Annotated in this window: 20 protein-coding genes; 8 read left to right on the top strand and 12 right to left on the bottom strand. The window is 32.9% G+C overall.

The features are described 5' to 3' along the window. Positions 1-1,008 carry a DNA polymerase III subunit delta gene (gene holA, locus Q0822_RS08770; protein WP_299122626.1) on the bottom strand — a complete coding sequence of 336 codons (1,008 nt, stop codon included), beginning with the start codon at positions 1,006-1,008 and terminating at the stop codon, positions 1-3. A 48-nt stretch (positions 1,009-1,056) separates the two neighbouring features. Between holA and Q0822_RS08765 the strand changes: the two genes are divergently transcribed. The 3 genes from Q0822_RS08765 (at position 1,057) to Q0822_RS08755 (ending at position 3,460) form a co-directional block, all read left to right on the top strand. Next, positions 1,057-1,506 (top strand): type I restriction enzyme HsdR N-terminal domain-containing protein, encoded by a 450-nt coding sequence (locus Q0822_RS08765; protein WP_299122624.1) that lies wholly within the window; start codon positions 1,057-1,059, stop codon positions 1,504-1,506. After that, positions 1,507-2,499 carry a glycosyltransferase family 2 protein gene (locus Q0822_RS08760; RefSeq protein WP_299122622.1) on the top strand — a complete coding sequence of 331 codons (993 nt, stop codon included), beginning with the start codon at positions 1,507-1,509 and terminating at the stop codon, positions 2,497-2,499. Positions 2,500-2,605: 106 nt separating this feature from the next. Beyond that, positions 2,606-3,460, top strand: coding sequence for an OmpA family protein (locus tag Q0822_RS08755; RefSeq protein WP_299122621.1), 855 nt, complete (start codon positions 2,606-2,608; stop codon positions 3,458-3,460). Positions 3,461-3,532: 72 nt separating this feature from the next. Here the strand turns inward: Q0822_RS08755 and Q0822_RS08750 are convergent, their stop codons facing one another. The 5 genes from Q0822_RS08750 to Q0822_RS08730 all read right to left on the bottom strand — a co-directional run bounded on the left by Q0822_RS08750 (position 3,533) and on the right by Q0822_RS08730 (position 9,460). Further along, positions 3,533-5,617, bottom strand: coding sequence for a von Willebrand factor type A domain-containing protein (locus Q0822_RS08750; RefSeq protein WP_299122620.1), 2,085 nt, complete (start codon positions 5,615-5,617; stop codon positions 3,533-3,535). Positions 5,618-5,707: 90 nt separating this feature from the next. Next, positions 5,708-6,790, bottom strand: coding sequence for an AMP-binding protein (locus Q0822_RS08745; RefSeq protein ID WP_299122618.1), 1,083 nt, complete (start codon positions 6,788-6,790; stop codon positions 5,708-5,710). A 3-nt stretch (positions 6,791-6,793) separates the two neighbouring features. Beyond that, a complete protein-coding gene (locus Q0822_RS08740) occupies positions 6,794-7,729 on the bottom strand; it encodes a type II CAAX endopeptidase family protein (protein ID WP_299122617.1) in 936 nt (311 codons plus the stop codon). Positions 7,730-7,731: 2 nt separating this feature from the next. Beyond that, positions 7,732-8,769: an o-succinylbenzoate synthase gene (locus Q0822_RS08735; RefSeq protein ID WP_299122616.1), complete on the bottom strand. Its 1,038-nt coding sequence runs from the start codon at positions 8,767-8,769 to the stop codon at positions 7,732-7,734. A gap of 1 nt (position 8,770) precedes the next feature. Next, complete coding sequence (locus tag Q0822_RS08730) at positions 8,771-9,460, bottom strand: DUF2490 domain-containing protein (protein ID WP_299122615.1); 690 nt, start codon at positions 9,458-9,460, stop codon at positions 8,771-8,773. Between the two features lie 95 nt (positions 9,461-9,555). Here Q0822_RS08730 and Q0822_RS08725 point away from each other — a divergent pair, with 95 nt between their 5' ends. The 3 genes from Q0822_RS08725 (at position 9,556) to Q0822_RS08715 (ending at position 16,196) form a co-directional block, all read left to right on the top strand. Continuing rightward, complete coding sequence (locus Q0822_RS08725) at positions 9,556-10,461, top strand: sterol desaturase family protein (protein ID WP_299122614.1); 906 nt, start codon at positions 9,556-9,558, stop codon at positions 10,459-10,461. Between the two features lie 43 nt (positions 10,462-10,504). Next, entirely contained in the window at positions 10,505-11,296 is a 792-nt protein-coding gene (locus tag Q0822_RS08720; RefSeq protein WP_299122613.1) for an SDR family oxidoreductase, read from the top strand. 346 nt (positions 11,297-11,642) lie between these two features. Continuing rightward, positions 11,643-16,196 (top strand): FG-GAP-like repeat-containing protein, encoded by a 4,554-nt coding sequence (locus Q0822_RS08715; RefSeq protein WP_299122612.1) that lies wholly within the window; start codon positions 11,643-11,645, stop codon positions 16,194-16,196. Positions 16,197-16,299: 103 nt separating this feature from the next. Here the strand turns inward: Q0822_RS08715 and Q0822_RS08710 are convergent, their stop codons facing one another. The 3 genes from Q0822_RS08710 to Q0822_RS08700 are packed head-to-tail and all read right to left on the bottom strand — an operon-like array spanning position 16,300 to position 18,776. After that, on the bottom strand, positions 16,300-16,977 hold the full coding sequence (locus Q0822_RS08710; protein ID WP_299122611.1) for a metal-dependent hydrolase: 678 nt from the start codon (positions 16,975-16,977) through the stop codon (positions 16,300-16,302). A gap of 37 nt (positions 16,978-17,014) precedes the next feature. Then, positions 17,015-17,920, bottom strand: a complete 906-nt coding sequence (gene menA, locus Q0822_RS08705; protein WP_299122610.1) for a 1,4-dihydroxy-2-naphthoate octaprenyltransferase — start codon at positions 17,918-17,920, stop codon at positions 17,015-17,017. Between the two features lie 16 nt (positions 17,921-17,936). Then, the gene (locus Q0822_RS08700; protein WP_299122609.1) at positions 17,937-18,776 is read right to left on the bottom strand and encodes a 1,4-dihydroxy-2-naphthoyl-CoA synthase; all 840 of its coding nucleotides are present in this window, start codon (positions 18,774-18,776) and stop codon (positions 17,937-17,939) included. A gap of 367 nt (positions 18,777-19,143) precedes the next feature. Between Q0822_RS08700 and Q0822_RS08695 the strand changes: the two genes are divergently transcribed. Both Q0822_RS08695 and Q0822_RS08690 read left to right on the top strand, forming a co-directional pair. Beyond that, complete coding sequence (locus tag Q0822_RS08695) at positions 19,144-19,572, top strand: hypothetical protein (protein ID WP_299122607.1); 429 nt, start codon at positions 19,144-19,146, stop codon at positions 19,570-19,572. A gap of 197 nt (positions 19,573-19,769) precedes the next feature. After that, on the top strand, positions 19,770-20,195 hold the full coding sequence (locus Q0822_RS08690) for a hypothetical protein (protein ID WP_299122605.1): 426 nt from the start codon (positions 19,770-19,772) through the stop codon (positions 20,193-20,195). Here the strand turns inward: Q0822_RS08690 and Q0822_RS08685 are convergent. The 3 genes from Q0822_RS08685 to menD all read right to left on the bottom strand — a co-directional run bounded on the left by Q0822_RS08685 (position 20,187) and on the right by menD (position 23,321). Beyond that, on the bottom strand, positions 20,187-21,017 hold the full coding sequence (locus tag Q0822_RS08685; protein WP_299122603.1) for a S1-like domain-containing RNA-binding protein: 831 nt from the start codon (positions 21,015-21,017) through the stop codon (positions 20,187-20,189). The two genes, Q0822_RS08690 and Q0822_RS08685, sit on opposite strands and share 9 nt — an antisense overlap. A gap of 108 nt (positions 21,018-21,125) precedes the next feature. Beyond that, positions 21,126-21,464, bottom strand: a complete 339-nt coding sequence (locus Q0822_RS08680) for a DUF2853 family protein (protein WP_299122601.1) — start codon at positions 21,462-21,464, stop codon at positions 21,126-21,128. 96 nt (positions 21,465-21,560) lie between these two features. Next, positions 21,561-23,321 carry a 2-succinyl-5-enolpyruvyl-6-hydroxy-3-cyclohexene-1-carboxylic-acid synthase gene (gene menD / locus Q0822_RS08675; protein ID WP_299122598.1) on the bottom strand — a complete coding sequence of 587 codons (1,761 nt, stop codon included), beginning with the start codon at positions 23,319-23,321 and terminating at the stop codon, positions 21,561-21,563. Positions 23,322-23,346: the final 25 nt, after the last annotated feature.

Raw genomic sequence — 23,346 nt, 5'->3', positions numbered from 1 at the left:
TCAACCTAAAATTCTCACCAACAATTCCTTAAGCAAATCTCCTTGAGGTACAGCATTAGATCCTACTCCTTTACTTTTGACATCAAATTCACGTAATAAAGCAATAACTGAACTCACCTTTTTCATTGGGTAATTTCGAGCAGCTGTTAAGTACTCATTAACAAAATATGGATTGACTTTTATAGCAGAAGCGACGCTTCGTGGTGACTTGTCGTGCAAGCCGTGAAGATGTAATAACTGAGAGAAAAAACCAAATAATAACGACACCGTAACCACCATAGGATTATCCTTTGGGTTGTCTGCAAAATACTTGGCAATCTTATGAGCTTTTACAACGTTGCGCTCTCCAACAGCTTTGCGCAATTCAAAGTTATTATAGTCTTTACTTATACCAATATTTTCTTCGATATGCTCTGGTGTAATTTGTGTACCCTTTGGTAAAACAATTTTTAGTTTGTTAAGCTCATTATTGACCTTACTTAAATCTGTGCCTAAAAATTCAGTTAGCATTTGTGCAGCTTTAGGTGAAATATCATAACCTTGACCTTTAAGCACACGTCTAATCCAATCTGGCACTTGATTTTCGTAAAGTTTTTTACTTTCAAAAACTAGACCTCCGCTTTTATTAATGGTCTTATAAAGCGCTTTACGTTTATCTAGTTTTTTGTACTTGTAATTTACTACCAAAACTGTAGTAGGCTGAGGATTTTCAGCATATTTAGCTAACTTTTCAATTGTTCTACTTAAGTCTTGTGCTTCTTTTACAATCACAACCTGGCGTTCTGCCATCATTGGATAACGCTTAGCATTACTCACAATATCATCAATAGAAACGTCTCTACCATACAAAACCATTTGGTTAAACCCTTTTTCAGCTTCAGCCAAAACATTGTCTTCAATAAAATCTGAAATCTTATCAATATAATAAGCTTCCTCTCCCATTAAAAAATAAATAGGCTTAAGGTCTCCCTTTTTTATTGTAGCAACTAATTGTTTTACGTCTTCCAATCTCTTAAATTGTTTGTCTGAATGACATTATAGCTTTAATTTTGTGTAGTGCAAGAACTCAACTTTCCAAAGTTTGAATACCGATTCAAAAGTACAGAAAATAAAGTTTCTATTTTTGATGTCATTCGGAAAAAATTCATCATTCTTCAACCCGAAGAATGGGTGAGACAACACTGTGTGCATTATCTAATTAATCAAAAGAAATTCCCGAAATCTCTGATTAATGTTGAAAAAGAATTGACTATTAATGGATTAAAAAAACGTTACGATATTGTTGTCTTTAATTCTGACGGAAGCATTCATTTAATTGTGGAGTGTAAATCACACAACATACAAATAGACCAAACCACTTTTGATCAAATAGCACGCTACAATTTAGTTTTAAATGCTTCATACTTAATGGTAACTAATGGTTTAAATCATTATTATTGTGAAATGGATATGGAAAGGGAACGTTATTCGTTTTTAGAAGACATTCCGAATTATACAAAAAACTAAATGCTACAAACCAAAGACATAGCTGTAGTTATTTTAAACTGGAATGGAAAGACATTGCTTGAGCAGTTCTTACCTTCGGTTATAAAGTATTCTAATGATGCTAAAATATATGTTGCTGATAATGCTTCAACTGACGACTCTGTAGCTTTTGTATCTGAGCATTTTCCTAATGTAGGATTAATTCAGAATTTAGAAAATGGTGGTTATGCTAAGGGTTATAATCTAGCCTTGCAACACGTCAATAAACCACTACTCTGCTTATTGAATAGTGATATAGAAGTTACCGAAAATTGGTTACAACCCGTTATTAATGAATTTAATTCTAATCCTGATACAGCAATTATTCAACCCAAAATTTTAGACTACAAAAATAAGTCTTGTTTTGAATATGCTGGCGCAGCTGGTGGATATATAGATAAATATGGCTATCCGTTTTGTCGTGGTCGCATCTTTGATACTATTGAAGAAGACAAAGGACAATACAACGATACTAAAGATATTTTTTGGGCTTCTGGTGCATGTTTTTTCATTAAAAGTTCAGTTTTCAAAACTTTAAATGGTTTTGATGAATCTTACTTTGCACATATGGAAGAAATTGATTTGTGTTGGCGCGCTTTCAATACCAATCATAAAAGCAAGTATATTGGCACATCAACGGTTTATCATGTTGGTGGTGCAACTCTAAGTGATACAAACCCAAAAAAGACGTATCTCAATTTCAGAAATAGTCTTTTCACACTTGTAAAAAATACAGACAAAAATGTTTTTGCAAGAGTCATTGTAAGAATGATACTTGATGGTTTTGCAGCTTTTCGATTTTTATTACAATTAAAACCACAATACTTATTTGCTATTTTTAAAGCTCATGGCTCTTTTTACATGAATTTAGGAAGACTTTTGAAACAGCGTAAACAATTACCAAAGCGTTCAAAATACTATCAAACAAATTCAATTGTCTGGTCTTATTTCATTAAAAAGAACAAAACATTCTAATTGTTCATAAAACTGTTAAAGTTTTTGTTAATCAATGTTTAGCACTCTCTTCTTTTCTATAATTTTGAATCGTTATAATTAACAATTAAAACTATAATCCATAATTATGAAAAAATTAATGTTATTAGGTGTTTGTTCATTGATGTTGGCATCTTGCGTATCGAAGAAAGATTATCTAGCACTTGAAGCAAAACAACAAGAAACTCAAGATTTACTGAATACAGCGACTGTGAAATTAAATAGTTGTCTGTCAGATGCTGCTGCTGCAAATGCACGTGTCGAAGCTATGAAAGAGCAATTAGCTGATATGCGAAAAAGTAATGATGCGTTGATAAAAAGCTCACAAGACTTAACTGAATTGACGAGTAAGGGCGCCACAAATCTTGAAAAATCTCTGGAAAGTCTTAGAGAGAGTAATCTTAAGATTACGCGCTTACAAGATGCTTTAACACGCAAAGACAGTGTTACCTTAGCTATTGTTACTAGCCTTAAAAAAGAGGTAGGTATGAACGATTCTGATATTGAAATTAATGTAGAAAAGGGTGTTGTATTTATTTCTATTGCTGATAAATTATTATTTCAGAGTGGAAGCTACAACGTAACATCGAGAGCTAATGAAATATTAGGTAAAGTTGCCAAAGTAATAAACAGTAAACCAGATTTTGAAGCTATGGTAGAGTCTCATACTGATAATGTATCTTACAGTAAACCACCATTATTAGACAACTGGGATTTGAGTGTGAAACGTGCAACTTCAGTAGTAAGAGTTTTAGAAAGCTTAGGTGTAAATTCTCAGCAGTTAATTGCAGCTGGTCGCAGCTCTCATGTGCCTTTAGTAGAAAATGATACTGCTGAAAACAGAGCAAAAAACAGACGTACACGTATTGTTGTATTACCAAAAATTGACCAATTCTATGAAATGGTTGAAAATGAAATGAAAAACTTATCTGAAGGAAATTAATTTTTTAGATTATATAAATATAGAAAAACCCAATGCAGCAGCATTGGGTTTTTTCTTTGCTTCTTTTAAATCTTATTTTAAATTATCATATGACTTTACTAGTCTAATAAATTCAGCTCTATAACCTTCTTTATCTTCTCCTCTACCATTTTCTGCTAGCTCTATCACTTTTGATACTTCTGTCTTATTGTAATACTTCGAATTTCTCAATTGCATACCAAATAGTGCAACTGCAGAGGCAAAATTCATATCAATAGAAGCATCAGAAATTTTTGTATTTTGAATATGCACCATTTCGATACTTTTAGATTCATCTGGCTTTTTATATCTAAATTTTACTGTAAACAATTCATCTTCAAAATTAGCTTTAGCCTGATTTTGCGTGTACTTTAATTCAGGAACCGTTTTTAGATAATCACTATCAATTCCAGTCGGAATAATTTCATATAAAGCCGTAACTGTATGACCACTTCCCAATTCACCTGCATCCTTGGTGTCATCTACAAAATCTTCATCTGCCAATAATCTGTTTTCATAACCTATTAAACGATAAGCTTGTACTTTTTTCGGATTAAATTCCACTTGAATTTTTACATCTTTAGCTATTGTAAATAATGTACCTCCAAACTCTTTTCCAAAAACTTTTTGGGCTTCTTGCATATTGTCAATATATGCATGATTTCCATTGCCTTTGTCTGCTAAAGTTTCGAGCTTAGAATCTTTATAATTACCATATCCAAAACCTAAGACAGATAAGAACACTCCAGACTTTCTTTTTTCTTCTATTAGACTTTTCATATCACTATTGCTAGATGCTCCAACATTGAAATCTCCATCTGTTGCAAGAATAACACGATTATTACCGTTCTTCTTAAAATGCTTTTCAGCTAATTTATATGCCAGGTTTATTCCTGCACCACCTGCTGTTGAGCCACCAGACTGTAAATTATCTAATGCTGCTAAAATCTTTTCTTTATTGTCGCCCGAAGTTGGTGCTAAAACAACTCCTGCAGCGCCTGCGTAAACCACAATAGAAACTTTGTCTTTAGGTCTTAACTGATTAACCAATAGCCTAAATGCACTTTTTAATAATGGCAATTTATTCTGAGAACTCATAGAACCAGATACATCGATTAAGAATGTAAGATTAGATGTTGGTAAATCTTCATTTTCATAAGTTTTACCTTGTAATCCTATTCTAACTAATTGTGTTTGATTGTGCCATGGTGTATTGACAACTTCTGTATGTATAGAAAATGGATGCTCATCTGTTGGTTGAGGATAATTATAGTTAAAATAATTTACCATTTCTTCAATTTTAACTGCATCACCAGGAATGGGCTGACCATTATTTATCATTCTCCTTACATTGCTATAAGACGCTTTGTCTACATCAATTGAAAACGTTGATAAAGGTGATAGATTAGTACGCTCAAAATCGTTTTCATTGATATTTGCATAATCTTCATCATTTTGAATGCGATAATTTCCGCTTTTTGTGGTAATAACAATGCAACCGTCTTTAGCTGAGTTTCCGAACTTATCAATTGCCTCAGAAGATTTATAGACATTAACTTTATCTATAGCCACTGGTTTTATTTGTTCAATTAATGAATTGTAACTTTTCTGAACAGGAACTCCATCTACTATATATAAAATATTTGTGGAATTCACAGATTTTGTACCTCTTACAGAAACACCAGCAGTTTTGCCAGCTAATTGCTTAGCTATTTTATTGTGAAATCTCTTTTTTTCTTGTTTTCTTAGTTGTGCTTTACTCGGTGTACCTACTACTGATACTGAACCAGCAAAAGATCGTTTAGTAGTAGTGCCATAACCAACTATAACAACTTCGTCTAAAGAATTTTGATCTTCTTTTAGTGCTACATTAATTATTTGAGAATCACCTACGGTTTGCTTTTCAGGAATAAATCCAACGTATTTAAACACCAAGATATCGCCTAGCTCTGCTGTAATTGAATATTTACCATCAAAATCTGTAGTTGTACCTTGCTTACTGCCCTTTATGTGAACGTTAGCTCCAGGAAGTGGCAATCCATCTGAAGCAGATGTAACAATGCCTGTAATTTTTTTTTCTTGTGCATTTATTTGCAATGAAGCAAGCACAATGCATAAAATAAGTCCTAAATTTTTCATAATGATTGTGTTATAAGTTTTTGTAAACCTATAAACAAGCATCATTTTTTAAAACCAATAATGAGTAAAGTGTAAGTTTCAATGAGTTAACTAACCAAGAACAGCTTTCACAGTTTTTTTCCGCTGAATTTTTCCATTATTAGTTTCAGGGAACTTACTGAGGGTGTAGATTTTCTTTGGAATCTCGAACTTATCTAAAGTTTTCAGTTCTTTAATTTTTTCAAGAATAGCATCAACCGAATCTAATGGATTTTCAACAATAAGAATCAGTTTTTCACCAAGAGTCGTGTCTTGTTCACTTGCAATGATATAGCGCTCTTCAATTACTGGTTGTAATTTTACTTCAATCTGTTCTGGAAATAACTTTACTCCTCCAGAATTAATTACATTATCATATCTTCCAAGCAGTTTGAAACTGGTTTCAGATTTTAAGTCAACAAGATCATTAGTAACTAAATCTTCTTCAACTAGTTTGGGTGCGTGTATAATTAAACGTTGTTTATCGTCTTGGCTAAATCTAATATCTGACAATGCGTTAAAGTATTCCTCTCCTTTGTTTGATTTAGATTCTAATTGCTTTATAGCGACATGCGTTACCGTTTCTGTCATTCCATAAGTTTCATAAAATCTGGATGTGGACTCTTTGATTTTTGCTGCTAATGGCTTAGTCACCATAGAACCTCCTACAATTATCGTTTTTATATTTTGAACATAGTTAATTGTATTCTTTAATTGAATTGGCACCATAGCACAAAAATCATAGTGCTTTTCATAATCAAAAATAGGATGCGAAGCAGGTTCAACAAAATCTAATTCTAATCCCAAAACCAAAGCACGTACAAACATCATTTTGCCTGCTATATAATGACTAGGCAAACAATGCAATGCATTATCGCCAGGCTCTAAACCAAAGAAATTTCCTGTAGCAATGGCAGAATTAACCATGGCTTGCTTTTTTAACTTAATTTGTTTTGGATAACCTGTAGAGCCAGAAGTCTGTACATAAAGAAAATCCTTACTATTCAACCAATCAATTAAAAAGTTACCCGTAACTTTTTCAAAAGGCTCACCTTCTTTTATAAGACTGTAAGCCACCTCCTTTAACTCTTCAAAATTAAAATGAAGTCCATTAAATTTAAAACGGTTATGTACTTTGTTATACTTTGGTGTCATTAATTATTCAATTATTTTATAATCTTCTTTTGGTGGCTCTTCAACTTTTCCAAATAATCTATCTTTCCAATTTTTCCAGCCGTAACGCTTAGATAAAATTAATAACATTATTGGATACACTATCAATACAGGAAGTAAAATTTCAGAAGTCATACTCATAGAAGGGTCTGCCGTACTTTTAAAAATGGCATCGGTTTGCAGTGCTGTCCAATCTGCAGTCACTAATAATGAAGCCAACAAGTTATTTCCTAGATGAAAGCCTAATGCAAGCTCTAAGCCGTCATCCATAAGTGTCATAATACCTAGCAATAAACCTGTACCCACATAGAAAATCATCATTTTCCAAAAACCTATTGCTCCAACTTCTGGATTAGCACTATGTGCAATACCAAATAAGACAGATGTAAATATTAAAGGAAACCACTTATTTTTCACTAAAATACCAATATGTTGCATTAAATAACCTCTAAACAAATACTCTTCTAACCCTATTTGAAATGGAAATAAAATAATACTTATTAGAAATAAGATGGCAAATTTACTAGGATTAAACTGATACACTATTTCAGATGAATCTATTGAATAACCAATGAAAAATGTTACTAAAGTAAAGGTACATATCATTAAAAACGAAAATAAAATACGCTTAAAATCAACTTTTGAACGTGCTGTTGTTAGCGATAAAACACTGCGTTGGTGAATAAATTTCACCAATATAAACAGTAGACCTAATAAGAATACAAACGGTATTAAATTGACAATTAATGACACATTTGGAGGCCAATTTCTCATCATATCCATTGCCGCATCTAAATCACCAGGATCAGAAAATAAATAAAACACAAAATTGGCAATGAATATTCCTGCAACCAAAGTGGTCGTTAGAAGAAACATCCATAATTCGCGTTGTCCTTTATAGGCTTGTTGTATATAATTCATAATTATAAATTAAAATTCCAGTTTTCATTATTATCGTAGTGCAAAGTACCATTTTTTACAATTAATGGCGAATCAAAATTATTAGTAAACAAACTACCTGTGCCTAAGCCTTGAGGCATTGTACTCTTTTTGGTGTACGTATATTGTGCAATGGCATTTAAACCAATGTTACTTTCTAATGCACTCGTAATCCACCAATCTGCATCGTTCTGTTTTGCGAGCATTATCCAATTATTGGTATTATGAAAACCACCTATTAGACTAGGCTTTAAAATAATATATTGTGGTTTTATAGTTTGCAACAACTTTTTTCTTTTTGATACAGAAAAAACGCCAATCAATTCTTCATCTAAAGCAATATCTAGCGGTGTTTGCTCACATAGTGTAGCCATCTCTTCCCATTGTCCATGTTTTATAGGCTGCTCAATGGAATGCAATTGGTATTCTGAAAGCCGTTTCAATTTTTCCAAAGCATCATCTGGCGAAAACGCTCCGTTAGCATCGACACGTAACTCAATATCTGAAGTTGAAAATTCTTTTCGTATAGATTTTAGAATATTTAATTCAGTTTGAAAATCAATAGCGCCAATTTTTAGTTTTATACAATCAAATCCTACTTCTATTCTTTCTTTGATTTGTTCTCGCATAAAACCTTCATTACCCATCCAAACTAAACCATTAATAGGAATACTATCAAAGCCCTCAGTAAATTCAGAAGGAAATAGCTGAAATTCATCTGAACTTTCTAAAGACTTAAAAGCTATTTCTAATCCAAACTGAATGCTTGGAAATTCTATTAATGCTTCTAAAAGCTTTTTTAAGCCTAAGTGAATGTTATTACAAGTCCAATTTAGCTTGGCTTCGTAATCTGGTTTATCATCAATAGATAAGCCTCTTAAAATACCACACTCACCAATTCCTTTTTTACCTTCTTTTTCTAAAATAATAAACCAAGTTTCCTTAGTCTTCATAATACCTCGTGATGTACCACTAGGCCTTTTAAAATTAAGAATATACTTATGATAAGCGGCTTTTATCATCTTAGATTTTGTGATGCATACTAAACTGTAGCTGTCCTTTACCCCAAGTCACTGTCTTTTGGTTCATCCAACCCAACTGAAAGCGTATTTTTGGACATAACACATAGCCAAATCCAAGATAAGTACGATTTCTGTCAAATATTTGCACTTCTCTACCATCACCAATATCTGTACCGCCGTTAATAAAGAGTTCATTATATAGAGCTATATATATTGCTTTTTCTGACAATTCCTTTTTGTTTATAGGTATATTTAAAAATAGATTATACCTATATCGTGTTCTAAAATCCTGATCTTCTACAAAACGTTGCTCATATCTAAAACGATGGGTTAAATAGAAGCTGTTTCCTAGCTTTTGTGGAATTAATGCTTCTTGGTAAATTCTACTTTCTGCAGACGTATCATCACTTTCGCCATATTGACCTGTGGTTACATTTCCATAACCAAGTGTAAATTTAACACCTGCATCTTTAGGTGAAAATGTAATACCAGAACGCAATAATAATTGCTCTTTATCACCTAAACCTTGCCAATCTCTATACTGAAAATCTCCTTGAATTCCCCATTGGCTTTCTTTAAACTGGTGGCTATAAAAATACATATACCAAGCTCCTGTTTGGGATTCGTCAACTTGTGAAAAAGAATCACTAACAATAAAACAAACCAAAAGAATGCATAACCTTATCCTCATATATTAATTTTTAAAAATTAAAAGATAAAAATAAACAACTCGCAATCTTTACACTATTATTTATCTCAAAAAAGCTATTTTTAAAGAAAAATTTAATGCCAGACTTTCCTAATATAATTCTATACGCTATTCCATTTTTTATTTTGGCAATGCTTTTGGAATTGTACGTCACTGCCAAAAAGCATATAAAAACCTATGAAGCAAAGGATGCTTTCTCTTCTATTGCTATGGGTTTGGGAAATGTTATTTTAGGCTTTGCAAGTAAAGCTTTAGTCCTACTGATTTTCTTTTGGATTTATGACAATTTTAGACTGTTTACAATTCCTGTAGAATGGTGGTCTTTTGCTTTGTTATTTTTTGTAGATGACTTATCATACTATTGGTTTCATCGCGTGTCGCATGAGTGTCGTTTGTTTTGGGCTTCTCATGTCGTACATCATTCATCTGAACATTATAATCTAAGTACAGCACTAAGACAAACTTGGTCTGGTGGCTTTTACACCTTTATTTTCTGGTTGTGGTTACCTCTCATCGGTTTTCATCCCGCAATGATATTGCTACAAATGTCCATTAGTTTGCTATATCAATTTTGGATACATACAGAAGCCATAAATAAAATGCCGAAATGGTTTGAGGCTATTTTTAATACACCATCGCATCATCGCGTGCATCATGGAAGCAACCCATTATACCTTGATAGAAATCATGCCGGAATTCTGATTATTTGGGATAAACTCTTTGGTACCTTTCAACCTGAGTTAGAAACCGAAAGAGTAAAATATGGTTTGGTCGCAAACATTAAAACCTTTAATCCTATTAAGATTGCTTTTATAGAATGGATTAATATGTTTAAAGATGCTTTTTATGGGAGAAAATCTTTAAAAAACAGAATACTTTATTTGTTTAAACCACCAGGTTGGAAACACGATGGCACAGGTAAAATTTCTGATGATTTAAGAGAGGAATGGTTAAATTCAGTTCGCAGTGAACAGTCCCAGTAAACAGTCTCACTGTTGAATAGAAATACTTAATAAAAACTTTAATATGACATTTACAAATAAAGTGGTTTGGATTACTGGTGCTTCTAGTGGTATTGGTAAAGCACTAGCCATAGAATTAGCTAAGCAAGATTGTAAACTCATTTTATCTTCTCGTAGGAAAGCTGAATTGGTAGCTGTAAAAAGTAAATGCACGAACCCAGAGCAAGTAAAAGTCTTGACTTTAGACTTAGCAGATTATAAAAACATGAAGCCCATTGTTGAAAGCGCTATCGCTTTATTCGGCAGAGTTGATATTCTAATCAATAATGGTGGTATTAGTCAACGCTCACCAATTATAGAAACATCTATTGAAGTCGATAAAAAATTAATGGAAATAGATTATTTAGGGACTGTTGCGTTATCTAAAGCGCTCTTGTCACATTTTGTATCTAATGCATCTGGACATTATGTTGTGGTATCTAGTCTCATGGGAAAGTTTAGCTCGCATTACAGATCTGCTTATTGCGGTGCAAAACACGCCTTACATGGTTTTTTTGATGCTTTACGTTTAGAGCACGATAAAGACAATGTAAAAGTAACGCTAATATGTCCAGGTTTTGTAAACACCAATGTAGCTCGCAATGCCTTAACTGCAGATGGTAGCAAACAAGACTTCCAAGATGAAATGACCGAAAACGGATTAGACGTTAATGTCTTCGTGAAAAAGATGATAAAAGCTATTCGTAAAGAAAAATTTGAAGCTTACATTGGTAAGTTTGAAAAATTTGGTGTTTTTGTAAAACGGTTATCTCCTAGATTAATCCATAAGTTGGTCATGAGGAGTAAGGTTAAATAGGCATTCATAAGAATTATAGTTGCTTATGACAGTATGTTCTTACCGTTTAAAATCTTATCTAGCAATGCTTTAAGTACGCCTAAAAAAGTACTATAGCCTATAAACCTATACGATAAACGAAAATATTACAATCAGGTGTAATTATTAATCATCTTGTAATACAAATCATGTTTGAAATTATTTCAAGCGTACCTAGTAAAACAATAATTAATAAAAATATGACATAAATCTGCACGCTAAATACTTTATTAATGCTTTCGATTTTTCAGATAAGTCTTTTTTTCAGTTTATGTATTAATAGCACATATTTATTTTGCATGTATTTTTTGTTAATCACACATAGAAAATGACGAACAAGAAACTTATTACATTTTTAACTGTAGTAATTACAGCACTTACAGTTCTATATTTTAATGAGTCTCGAATTAATTCTTCAAATTATTCAGATTATGAACTTTTAGCAGTTGCAGATCATGAAAAACTAACTTCAGGATCATACAAGTTTGAACAATTGCAAGACAACAATACTATTACTACATTTAAAAGAAGTGTTGAGCTTATAAACTCAAATAATTCTCAAACAATTGCATTAATGAATCCAGCCATAAGTGCTATAGCGATTGCCAAATTTCTTAATGGGAATTTGCCAACGACTACGCCTTCAGGTAATAATGGCATTCCAACTTTACTATCACAAACTGGGGCTTTTTCTAATTTAACAACACTGATCCCTAGCCCAGGGCTCATCCCATACGATATGATTGAACCTTTTTGGTCTGATGGAGCTGCAAAAAAAAGATGGATGGCCATACCAAACGATGGCTCTTACGATACTGCTGACGAGCAAATTACATTTTCAAATGATGACGCTTGGGACTTTCCTCAAGGCTCAGTCTTAATTAAACATTTTGAGATAGGCGGACAACGTCTTGAAACACGATTTGAGGTTAAGGGTGACGATGATGTATATTATTATTTAACATATAAGTGGAATAATGCTCAAACTGATGCAACCCTATTAAATGCTGCTGTTGATGAAGACGTAGTTGTAAATGGACAGACACAATCATGGCACTACCCAAGTAGAAACGAGTGTGCGTCTTGTCATTTTCCTCAAAACGGCAGTGTTTTAGGGCCAAAAACAAGACACCTAAATAAAGCAATATTATATCCTAGTTCTGGAATTACGATGAATCAACTCGTTAATTTTAGTGAACTTGGACTTATAACTGAAACGATTACCTCTGGCAATGTTAGTACGTATTCAGCCGTAGCTGCAAAAAACGATTTAAGCGCTTCAATTGAAGACAGAGCAAGATCTTACATAGATGTAAACTGCGCAAGTTGTCACAACCCAACTGTTGATAATATAGCTATGTTTGATGCACGTTATACAACTCCAATAGAGAATCAAAACATTATTTATGGTGATATTGTTTATGATCAAGGTTTAAGCAATCCTAAGGTCATCATTCCTCAAGATGTTTTAAATTCTATGGCACATTTTAGAATGAATTCTACACAAAATGGTGTTGAAATGCCGCCTATAGCAAAAGATGTAGTGGATACAGCAGGTGTTCAATTAATTGAAGATTGGATTAATAGTTTGACTCCAACAACGTCTTCTCCACCAGTAGCCTTATTTACAGCATCTACAGTAAATGGACCTGCGCCTTTGAGTGTTGATTTCGATGCTTCAGCTTCAACAGATGCTGATGGCGATACACTATCATATTTTTGGGATTTTGGAGATGGCACCACTGCATCAGGTATCACGGCTAGTCATGTATTTACGAGTTCGGCTGAGTTCACAGTAACATTAACAGTCAATGATGGTCTACAATCTGACCAAGCAACAACTTTAATAGCAGTAAATAATAGTAATCCAGGAGAAAACACAGTAGCCTTTACAGACAATACGGATCTTTTTCTAGGTCAAGACAATTATAGTGGAGTAACTATGGGAGTCATCGATATGAATGGTGACGGAAAAGATGATATTGTACAGTTTAACAATGCTAGGGAACTTCGTATCCAATATCAAAATGGGATCGGTGAACAGTTTACAAGCTTCAATCATGGTAGTGTAAGTAGTAACAAACAATGGGGAACTGCTATTGCTGACTTTGATCACAATGGCTATAATGATGTGATGTCAGGTGGTTATTATGATAACTTAAAAATTATCAAAAATAATAATGGTAACAACTCATACTCACAGTCTAATATACCCAATTCGAGTTTGTTTTTGCAAGGTGTAAATTTTGCAGATATAAATAATGACGGTTGGGCAGATATTTTTGCATGTCATGATCACGCAGAATCAAAAGCATTTGAAAATAATCAAGATGGCACATTCTCATTTGATGCCAATTTAATAAGCACTGAAACAACTCCTATTAGTGATAATTCAGGAAATTATGCAAGCATGTGGATGGATTATGATAATGATGGTGATCTCGATCTTTATATTTCTAAATGTAGAGGTGGTGTATCTGATCCCAATGATCCAAAGCGTATTAATATGTTATGGCAAAATGATGGTAACAATAATTATACCGAAGTTGCTGCGCAAGCTAATCTTAAAATTGGAGCTCAATCTTGGTTATCTGATTTTGGTGATATTGATAATGATGGTGATTTAGATGCCATCATAATAAACCACTATGAAGATCCTAATTTAATGAGAAATAACGGTGATGGAACCTTTACTGAAATTACTGCTGGTAGTGGTTTATTACCCTTTCTAAGTGCATCTAATATTTATGGTATTCAAGGGTTCTTTAAAGATTTTAATAATGATGGATTTGTCGATTTAATGGTTTCAGGAATTGGTAATCATTTCATTTTCTATAACAACGGAGATGGTACTTTTCAGAATGCACCAAATCCATTTAACTCCAATAAAATTCATTCTTTCTCTGTAGGAGATATAAATCATGATGGGTTCTTAGATATTTATGCGGGTTATGCTACTGGATTTAATAATCCAAGTTCAATAAAAGATAAAGTTTGGTTAAATGATGGAAACACAAACAACTTTCTAAACATTCAATTAAAAGGAACCGATAGCAATATAAACGGTATTGGTGCACGAGTAGAAGTATATGGTACTTGGGGGAAACAAATAAGAGATGTTCGCTCTGGCGAAGGCTATGGTTTGGTAAATACGTTTACACAACATTTCGGAATTGGAGTAAGTACTAAAGTAGAAAAAGTAGTTGTACGTTGGCCATCAGGTAATGTAGATGAGATTTGGAACCCTTCTATAAATGAATTCTTAGTCATTACAGAAAGTGAAGTAAAAACCTATACTTATAATAATGGTTGGTCTCCAAGTGATCCAAATAATGGATCTAATTCTAATGGTGAAATTATAATTGAAGCAGGTGAGGCTGTAATTTCAAAGCATACAATAGCTGATATTATCACAGTAGATCCTGATGCAGCATTAACTGTAAATACAGGTATAACATTAAAAGCTAACGAAACGATTCTAAATTCTACGTCACAGTTATATTCGAGTTTAATTTCTAATGGAACAGTTGAAGGGATTGTTAAATATGAGAGGTATGTTAATGCCAATACTGGTGGTAATGATCTTATTTCTCCACCACTTTCAGGACAAACGTGGACAGATTTTTTATTATCTGGTACAAATGCGACTGATATATTAAATGACGGAAACGATAATCCAAGAACTTATTTATTTGGGCATTTTGACAAAACAACAACAGACTGGTTCGTCAATTACACGGATGAAACAACAACAACTTTAAATAGTGGTATAGGTTATAGAGCAGCTACAGTTGGTGGTACTACATTAACTTTTACAGGGACTACCTTAACAACACCTGTTACTGTAGATATTATAAATTCTGGCTCGGCTTACCCAGATTGGAATTTAATAGGTAATCCATATCCTTCATACATTAGCATTGCAGATTTCTTAAACTATCAAACTGCACCAACTGTAAAAAATATTGACATTTTAGAGGATATATCTGGTATATATGGTTATGATGGCAATGGGTCAAATGGTTGGGATGTTATTACATTAGCTAATGCAGGTGATAGATTGATGGCACCTGGACAAGGGTTCTTTGTTGCTGCAGATGCTGCTCATGTAAATGATTATGATATTACTTTTGATACATCGATGAGGGCTATAGGTTCTGATGATGATTTCATTGCAGGACGTAGCGCAGATATATTAACCTTTTTAAAACTTAACGCTAGTACAGCTAATAATGACTATAGAACTGAATTCTATTTTAACGATAATGCAACTCAAGGTTTAGATCTAGGATATGATGGTAAAATTTTGGGTAATACAGCACCTAGTTTTGCATTCTATTCACATTTAGTAGAAGATAATACAGGACTTCCAATAGCTTTACAGGCATTAAATCCTTCAGATTTAGTAAATACAATAATTCCGTTGGGAGTCAATTCAAATCAAGGAGAGCAAATAACCTTTAGTATTAGTGAAAGTACTTTACCAAGTAATGCTGAGGTGTATTTAGAAGATAATGTTGCCAATACAGTTACATTATTAAACTCGAGTGATTATACGTTTACTCCTAATGTAGAGTTGAATGGCACAGGTCGTTTCTATCTTCGTATATCTTCTTCAGTATTATCAGCAGGAAATAATGAGTTAGATTATATACATATATATACAACGATTAATCCTAAATCCTTAATTATTAAAGGAGAGTTAAGTACTCCTTCAGAGGTCAATCTATATGATATACAAGGGCGATTGGTATTGAATAAGCCTATAAGTCACTTAAATTTAATTAATACCGTTGATATTTCAATGATGGGAAGTGGTGTGTATTTTGCAACGGTCGTAAATGATAATCAAAGTAAAACACAAAAAATCATAATTAATTAGATTATAAGTATAATGAATTCTTCTTATTTTTTTGGGCAAGTACTACTATGTTGTTTTTAGCTTCAAATAGAGCTGAATACAAACATCGGAAATTATTAATAAACTAAAGCTCAACACTCTCACCAATCTCCAACAGCATTAAATCCTTATCCCTATCAAAGAATTTACGTTTGGCTTCTTCGTGGTTAATTTCTATATAACCAAAGGTATCAAAGTGATAGCCTAAAATTTTATCGCATTCTATAAAATCGCTGGCCAAAATAGCATCGTCTATTCCCATTGTAAAATTATCACCAATTGGTAAAATGGCTAAATCTAGTTTAGTTTGTATTGGGATAAGTTTCATGTCCATAGTTAAGGCTGTGTCACCTGCTATGTATATGTTTTTGCGTTCTCCTTCAATGATAAATCCACCTGGTTGGCCTCCATACTTTCCATCAGGAAATGAAGATGTATGTATGGCATTTACGTATTTAAGATTACCAAATTCAAAATCCCAAGAACCACCATGATTCATTGGGTGACCATCTAATCCAAAATCTTGATAATGTGTAATAATTTCATAGTTAGAGACGATCATGGCACCCGTTCGCTTTGCAATGGCTTCCACATCTAAAGTATGATCTTGGTGAGCGTGTGTGACTAAGATGTAATCTGCTTTTAAGCTATTGATATCTATAGCTGAGGCTTTTTCGTTTCCTGTAATAAAAGGATCTACTAAAATATAAATATCCTTAATCTGTATACCTAAACAAGCGTGACCGTAAAATGTGATTTTCATTTTATAATAAATTTAGAGGGTAATAACTTCCATAAATTTAGTATAAAATATACCCAATACCTAAAAGTAAAGAAAATAGAAAAGTAGATAACGCTAAAACTTTTAGTTGGCTATCAAAATCATTTGGCTTCTTGGCGTCTTTTATTTTTTTTAGATGACGTAGTAAAGGAATAAAAGCTACTAAGTATATAAAGTTATAGGGCTCTACATAATATAAAAGAGAGAACACAACTGCAAGGCTCATGGCTCCAATAATAAGAAAGAAGTGATATTTTTTGGCACGTTCAATACCAAGTTTTACAGCAAAGGTGATTTTACCAACTTTAGCATCAGCTTCGAGGTCGCGCATATTATTCAAGTTCAGTACACCAACACTTAACAAGCCTAAAGCAATTGCAGGAAGTATAACCACGTGATCTACAGTAAGCATATACAATAAATAACTACCAATGGTACTAACTAGACCAAAAAATATAAATACAAAGATATCTCCAAGCGCCCGATAACCGTAAGGTGAGTCTCCCATTGTATAATTTAACGCAGCATAAACAGAAAAACCACCAAGCACTAAAAACACTAAAACAAAAAGAAAATTACCAGTTCCAAAAGCAGCCCAAAGTAATGCCAAGGTGAAGCCTATAACAATGAGAATATTTATTCTTATGGCTTCGAACATTTCGTCTGGAGTTATCTCACCACTCTGAACAGCACGTTGAGGACCGACCCGCTCATCATTATCTGCTCCATTTACACTATCTCCATAATCGTTTGCCAAATTAGAAAGTACTTGTAGACTAATTGTAGTTAAGATTGCCAACACCAAAACTATTGGATTAAAATGTCCATTATAATAAGCAAAACATGAGCCCAAAATAATTCCAGAAACTGAAAGTGGTAGCGTTCTGAGGCGCATGGCCGAAAGCCATGGTTTAATTTTATTCATTAAATCTGGTATTAGTTTAAGGAATCCATTTCTTAGGAAAATTCGGTTTTCTTTTCTCTAAAAAGGCATCTCTACCTTCTTTCGCTTCCTCTGTCATATATGCCAATCTCGTAGCTTCACCAGCAAAAACTTGCTGCCCAACCATACCATCATCGGTAAGATTCATAGCAAATTTTAACATTTTAATAGACGTTGGTGATTTTGCTAATATTTCTTGAGCCCATTCATAGGCTGTATCTTCTAATTCAGCATGAGGAATTACAGCATTTACCATTCCCATTTCATAGGCTTCTTGGGCTGAATAGTTTCTTCCCAAGAAAAAGATTTCTCTAGCCCTTTTCTGACCAACCATTTTTGCCAAATATGCAGAACCATAGCCACCATCAAAACTGGTAACATCAGCATCTGTTTGTTTAAAAATAGCGTGCTCTTTACTCGCTAAAGTTAAATCGCATACGACATGCAAACTATGTCCACCACCGACAGCCCAACCAGGCACAACGGCAATAACAGCTTTTGGCATAAAACGAATGAGACGTTGAACTTCTAAAATATTTAATCGATGATAACCATCTTCACCAACATAACCTTGGTGACCTCGCGCTTTTTGGTCTCCACCAGAGCAGAAACTCCAAATACCATCTTTAGAAGAAGGCCCTTCTGCACTTAAGAGCACAACACCAATATTTACGTCTTCATTTGCATCGTAAAATGCATCATAAAGCTCGGATGTTGTTTTTGGGCGAAAGGCGTTTCGTACATCAGGACGGTTAAAGGCAATTCTGGCTACACCATTGCATTTAGAATATGTTATATCTTCATAAGATTTGGCAACTTTCCAATCTATATGGTTCATATTTTTCAATATTTAGAGAACAAAAATAAGGAATTAATAATAATGACTTAAGTGTAGTTTTATATTTGATTTTATTATGCGCGCATAGTATATTTGCACTCGATTTTCAGTACATAAATGATTATTAACCCTAACCCTAATAGCTGAGACTATGCGCTCCTTAATGAAAATTTAAGGAGTGTGTATCTCGAAATTAAGTTATTCTAATTGAGTTTGGCAACTTATTCTAATAAGTCCACATTTTTCACAAAAATCGAACATAACATCTTAAATTTCAGATTATTATGTGACTTTTTTTAATATCATGTGTCTTATAATTGCTTTGTTACTCAAAGCAAGAAAACAATTATACTTAAATCGTAATAAAATGCTTATTGAAAATTCAGATTTGGCATCACAGGTCATAAAAGAGACTAAGTCCGAAATTGGAAGTATCCATTATTTTAATCATATAGCTGTTTTAGAATTTAATGAAGGCGTTCATATTGATTTTAATTCCGTAAAACCAATACTTAACGATGTCCTAGATTATTTCGGAAATTCTAAGCCTTTTGGGATCATAGTCAACAGAATTCACTCTTATTCAGTATCTATACTAGATATAAAGGATGCTAGGCAAGCTTTACCAAATTTATCAGCTTATGGTATTGTTGCTTACAGCCATGCAAGTAGAATGAATGCTAAAATTGAAAGTAGTTTTTGCGAATGGAAGAATATTTGCTTCAATAATTTACACGAAGGTATAGATAATGTCTACCAAAACGTGAAGAAAAAAATAGCCATATCCCTAAACTAATCTTATTGCCTCCATTCTAATTAAATGACCTTTAAATAATGAACAGACAATTTAAATTTTTATTAAGATCCAAATTTTAGTTTTATCCGTATAACTATTTGGATTTCAAATTTATATGTGACCTTTTTATCAATGATGTTTCTAAACATTAGTATTCAACGAATACCAAAATTATTAGCTATTAATTATATAAAACTATGACTATATCAAATTCTAACGTTGCAAATCAGGTTATAAAACAAACTCAATCGGAATCAGCTACACTTCACTTTTTTAATCATATAGCTGTTGTAGAATTTAATGAAGGTGTTCATCTAGATTTAAGTTCTGCAAGACCTGCAATTCATGATTTAATTAAATATTTTGGACAAAAACCTTTTGGACTTGTTGCAAATAGAGTCAACTCCTACTCTATTTCTTTATTAGATGTAAATGAAATAAAACCAGTATTGCCAAATATGGTTGCTTATGGTGTTGTAAGTCACAGTGAAGCTGGGAGAATGAATGCGAAAATTGAAAGTAGTCTATGTACCTCGCAAGAAATTTCTTTTGATAATTTATATGTAGGACTGGATACTGTATATAATAGAGTTAAAGAGACTCTTGCTGCAAGTTTAAACTAGTCTAATCCCTTTATCATCTATAATAATTTGGCGCTCCTTATATAAAGAGCCAATGGCTTTTTTGAAACTCTTCTTACTCATTTGGAGCATATCTTTAATTTCTTGAGGATCAGATTTATCATTTAGTGGTAAAAAACCACTATTATCATGCAATTCGTTTAGAATATGTTCTGCATTTGGTTCTATATTTCTGTAGCCAATTTGGCTTAATGTAATATCTAACTTATTGTCTTTTCTCACTTTTTTAACGATACCTTTGAGTCGATCTCCGACACTGATATCCTTGTAAATATCATCTTTGAATACTAAACCTAAGTGAATCTTATTGACGATGACATTCATACCTAATTCGGAAGGATGAGATACTATTAGATCAACTTCATCAAATTGACCAACAGTTAACTCTTTATTGTCTAAAAAACGATTGGTTTTACTAGATGCGACTAACCGTTCAGTTTCATCATCTAAATAACAATGTACCAAATACCAACCACCAGCTTTCATTTTAAAAGCTTGCTCCTTAAAAGGACAGAACAATTCTTTCACCAAACCCCAATCTAAAAATGCACCAAAATTAGTCACCTGATTACAGCGTAAAAGAGCAAAATCACCATTTTTTATATAGGGCTTATCTGTGGTAGCAACTGGACGTTCTTCATTATCTAAGTAAACGAAAACCTCTAGCTTCTCACCTATCTCAAAAATTTCTGGCACATAACGATTTGGCAGTAAAACTTCGTTATCTTCTGCATCACCTAAAAATAATCCTGGTTCGGTATCTCTTAAAATTTCGAGTGTATTGTATTCGCCTAATTTTATCATATGGCAAAGGTATTGATATTAGTGAGAAACTGAAATGAATTCAATACAAAGAAAAAGCGCTATAATTATTAATTATAACGCTTTCTTTATTTTTTCGAATTCTATCTACTAGTAAACAGAAGCTTTTTTGAAATGTGTACATAATAAATAATAAACTACTGCTCTATACTTATTTCTGTTAGATTGTCCATAAGTATCCATTACTGAAGCAATTGCTTTATCTAAATCAGCACTATCCTTTAATCCTAATTTTTTGATTAAATAGTTGTTCTTTACTGTAGCTAATTCTTTTTCATCTGATCCAGACACAGTTGATGAATCTGCATTGTAAATTGAAGGTCCTAAACCAACAGTAACTTTAGTTAATAAATCCATATCAGGGTTTACTCCACATTTGTCTTTTAAATCTGCTGCGTACTTAGCGATTAAATCATCTCTTTTACTCATGTTGTTATTTGTTTTAAGTTAAATAAATTGTCTCACTAAAGGTAAGTATTTTTTAGACACATCAAAAATGAATGGGTCACTTCTTAGCCGTAATTTTTACTTTACGAATTCGAAATACTCTAAAAGTATTTCGTCGTTTATAGTAGATGGCGTAAAAACCTCTAATAATTTTGGATGTTTAGAAGGATTATGAAATACCTCTAATTCTTTCTGTAATGATACCTCATCAGTTGCTTTTGCATAATCAAAGTCATACATATCGCACAACTGCTTTGCGTTTAATTTGTGTTTTGTTTCAAAAAAACGATCAAAATTATCTGTATTTTTATGACCAGGAAGAATTCTAAAAATGCCACCACCTTCATTATTTATTACAATGATTCTAAAGTTGTTAGGAATGTAATTATTCCAAAGTGCATTACTATCATAGAAAAAGCTTAAGTCACCTGTTACAAACGTTGTTTGTTCTTTTACAGCAACTGATGCTCCGATTGCTGTACTCGTACTACCATCTATGCCACTAGTACCTCTATTGCAAAATACTTTGGTGTCTTTTCTTAATTGAAACAGTTGCGTATATCTAATCGCTGAACTATTTCCGACTTGTAATTGCGTTTGTTTTGGTAAACTTTTCAAAACCGAATTAAACACAGTAAAATCTGAAAATGGAAGTGTTTTTAAATACAGCTCGTGCATCTTACGACGCTTCTGCCTAACCTCTATCCATTTTGATTTATAGCTACTCTTAGTATGGTGTGTAACTTGTGGTAAAAACACACTAAGAAATGTATTAGGATGTAATTTGATGTGCTTATCTAAACAGAAAAAAGTATCATTAGCTCTAGTTAAACTTACATGCCAATGATGTTCTGGCCTATAACTTCTTAAAAATGCTTTTATCTTTTTAGAGACCACTAAACCACCAAAAGTTAATAAAATTTCTGGCTGAAGTGTCATAAACTCTTCTGAATTTAGTGGAGCAATAATTTTATCTATTCCTGGAAGGAAATCTGGATGATGTAAATTTGATGTGGTTTCAGTAAATACTAAAATACTATCATCATCAGCAATTTCTTGTATCCATCTCTCTTCAATAGAATTAGGTTGTAAAACACCAACAAGAATCATTTTGCGTTTTGCACTATGCCAAACATCTAATAAGTTTTTAATTTCAAAATCATCTATGCTTTCAGTTCTATTTTGAATTTTAAAAGGCTTTGGAGTAATTGACAACTCATCAACTGTTTCATATAAAGGCTCATCAAAAGGGCAATTTATATGCACAGGGCCCGATTTTAGGTGAGCGAGTGATAGTGCATCATGTATTTCAGATTCATTGTACGACTGAATATCTTTTTGCAAGCCTAAAAAACGTTCGAGCTTATTCTCAAGATTTTTAAAAATTGGCAGCTCATTTTCATTATCAGTCTTTTCACTTTCCTTTAAATCTAATTTTAAATTAGCACTATAAAGGACATGTTCGCCATATACATTCTTTTGTTTTATGGTTTGTCCATCACCTACATCTACCAAATGTTTTGGCCTATCTGCAGATAAAACAACCAAAGGTATGTTACTGTAATACGCCTCTGCAATTGCAGGATAGTAATTAAGTAATGCACTACCAGATGTACAAACTATGGCAACTGGTGCTTCAATTTGCTGTGCAATTCCCAAGGCGAAAAAAGCAGCACAACGTTCATCAACAATACTATAACAATTAAAAAAATCATCGTGAGTAAAACCGATAGTTAAGGGAGCATTTCTGCTTCCTGGTGAAATAACAATGTGCTTAATATTATGCGTTTTGCATAAGGTAACTACCGTTTGTGACAAGGGGATTTTAGAGTGCTTCATCTACTCGCAAAGATAAGAAATCTCT

The sequence above is a fragment of the uncultured Winogradskyella sp. genome, assembly GCF_947496485.1.
GTDB lineage: Bacteria > Bacteroidota > Bacteroidia > Flavobacteriales > Flavobacteriaceae > Winogradskyella.
The sequence above is the reverse complement of the archived record's forward strand: the minus strand, read 5'-3'. Positions and strand labels throughout refer to the sequence as shown.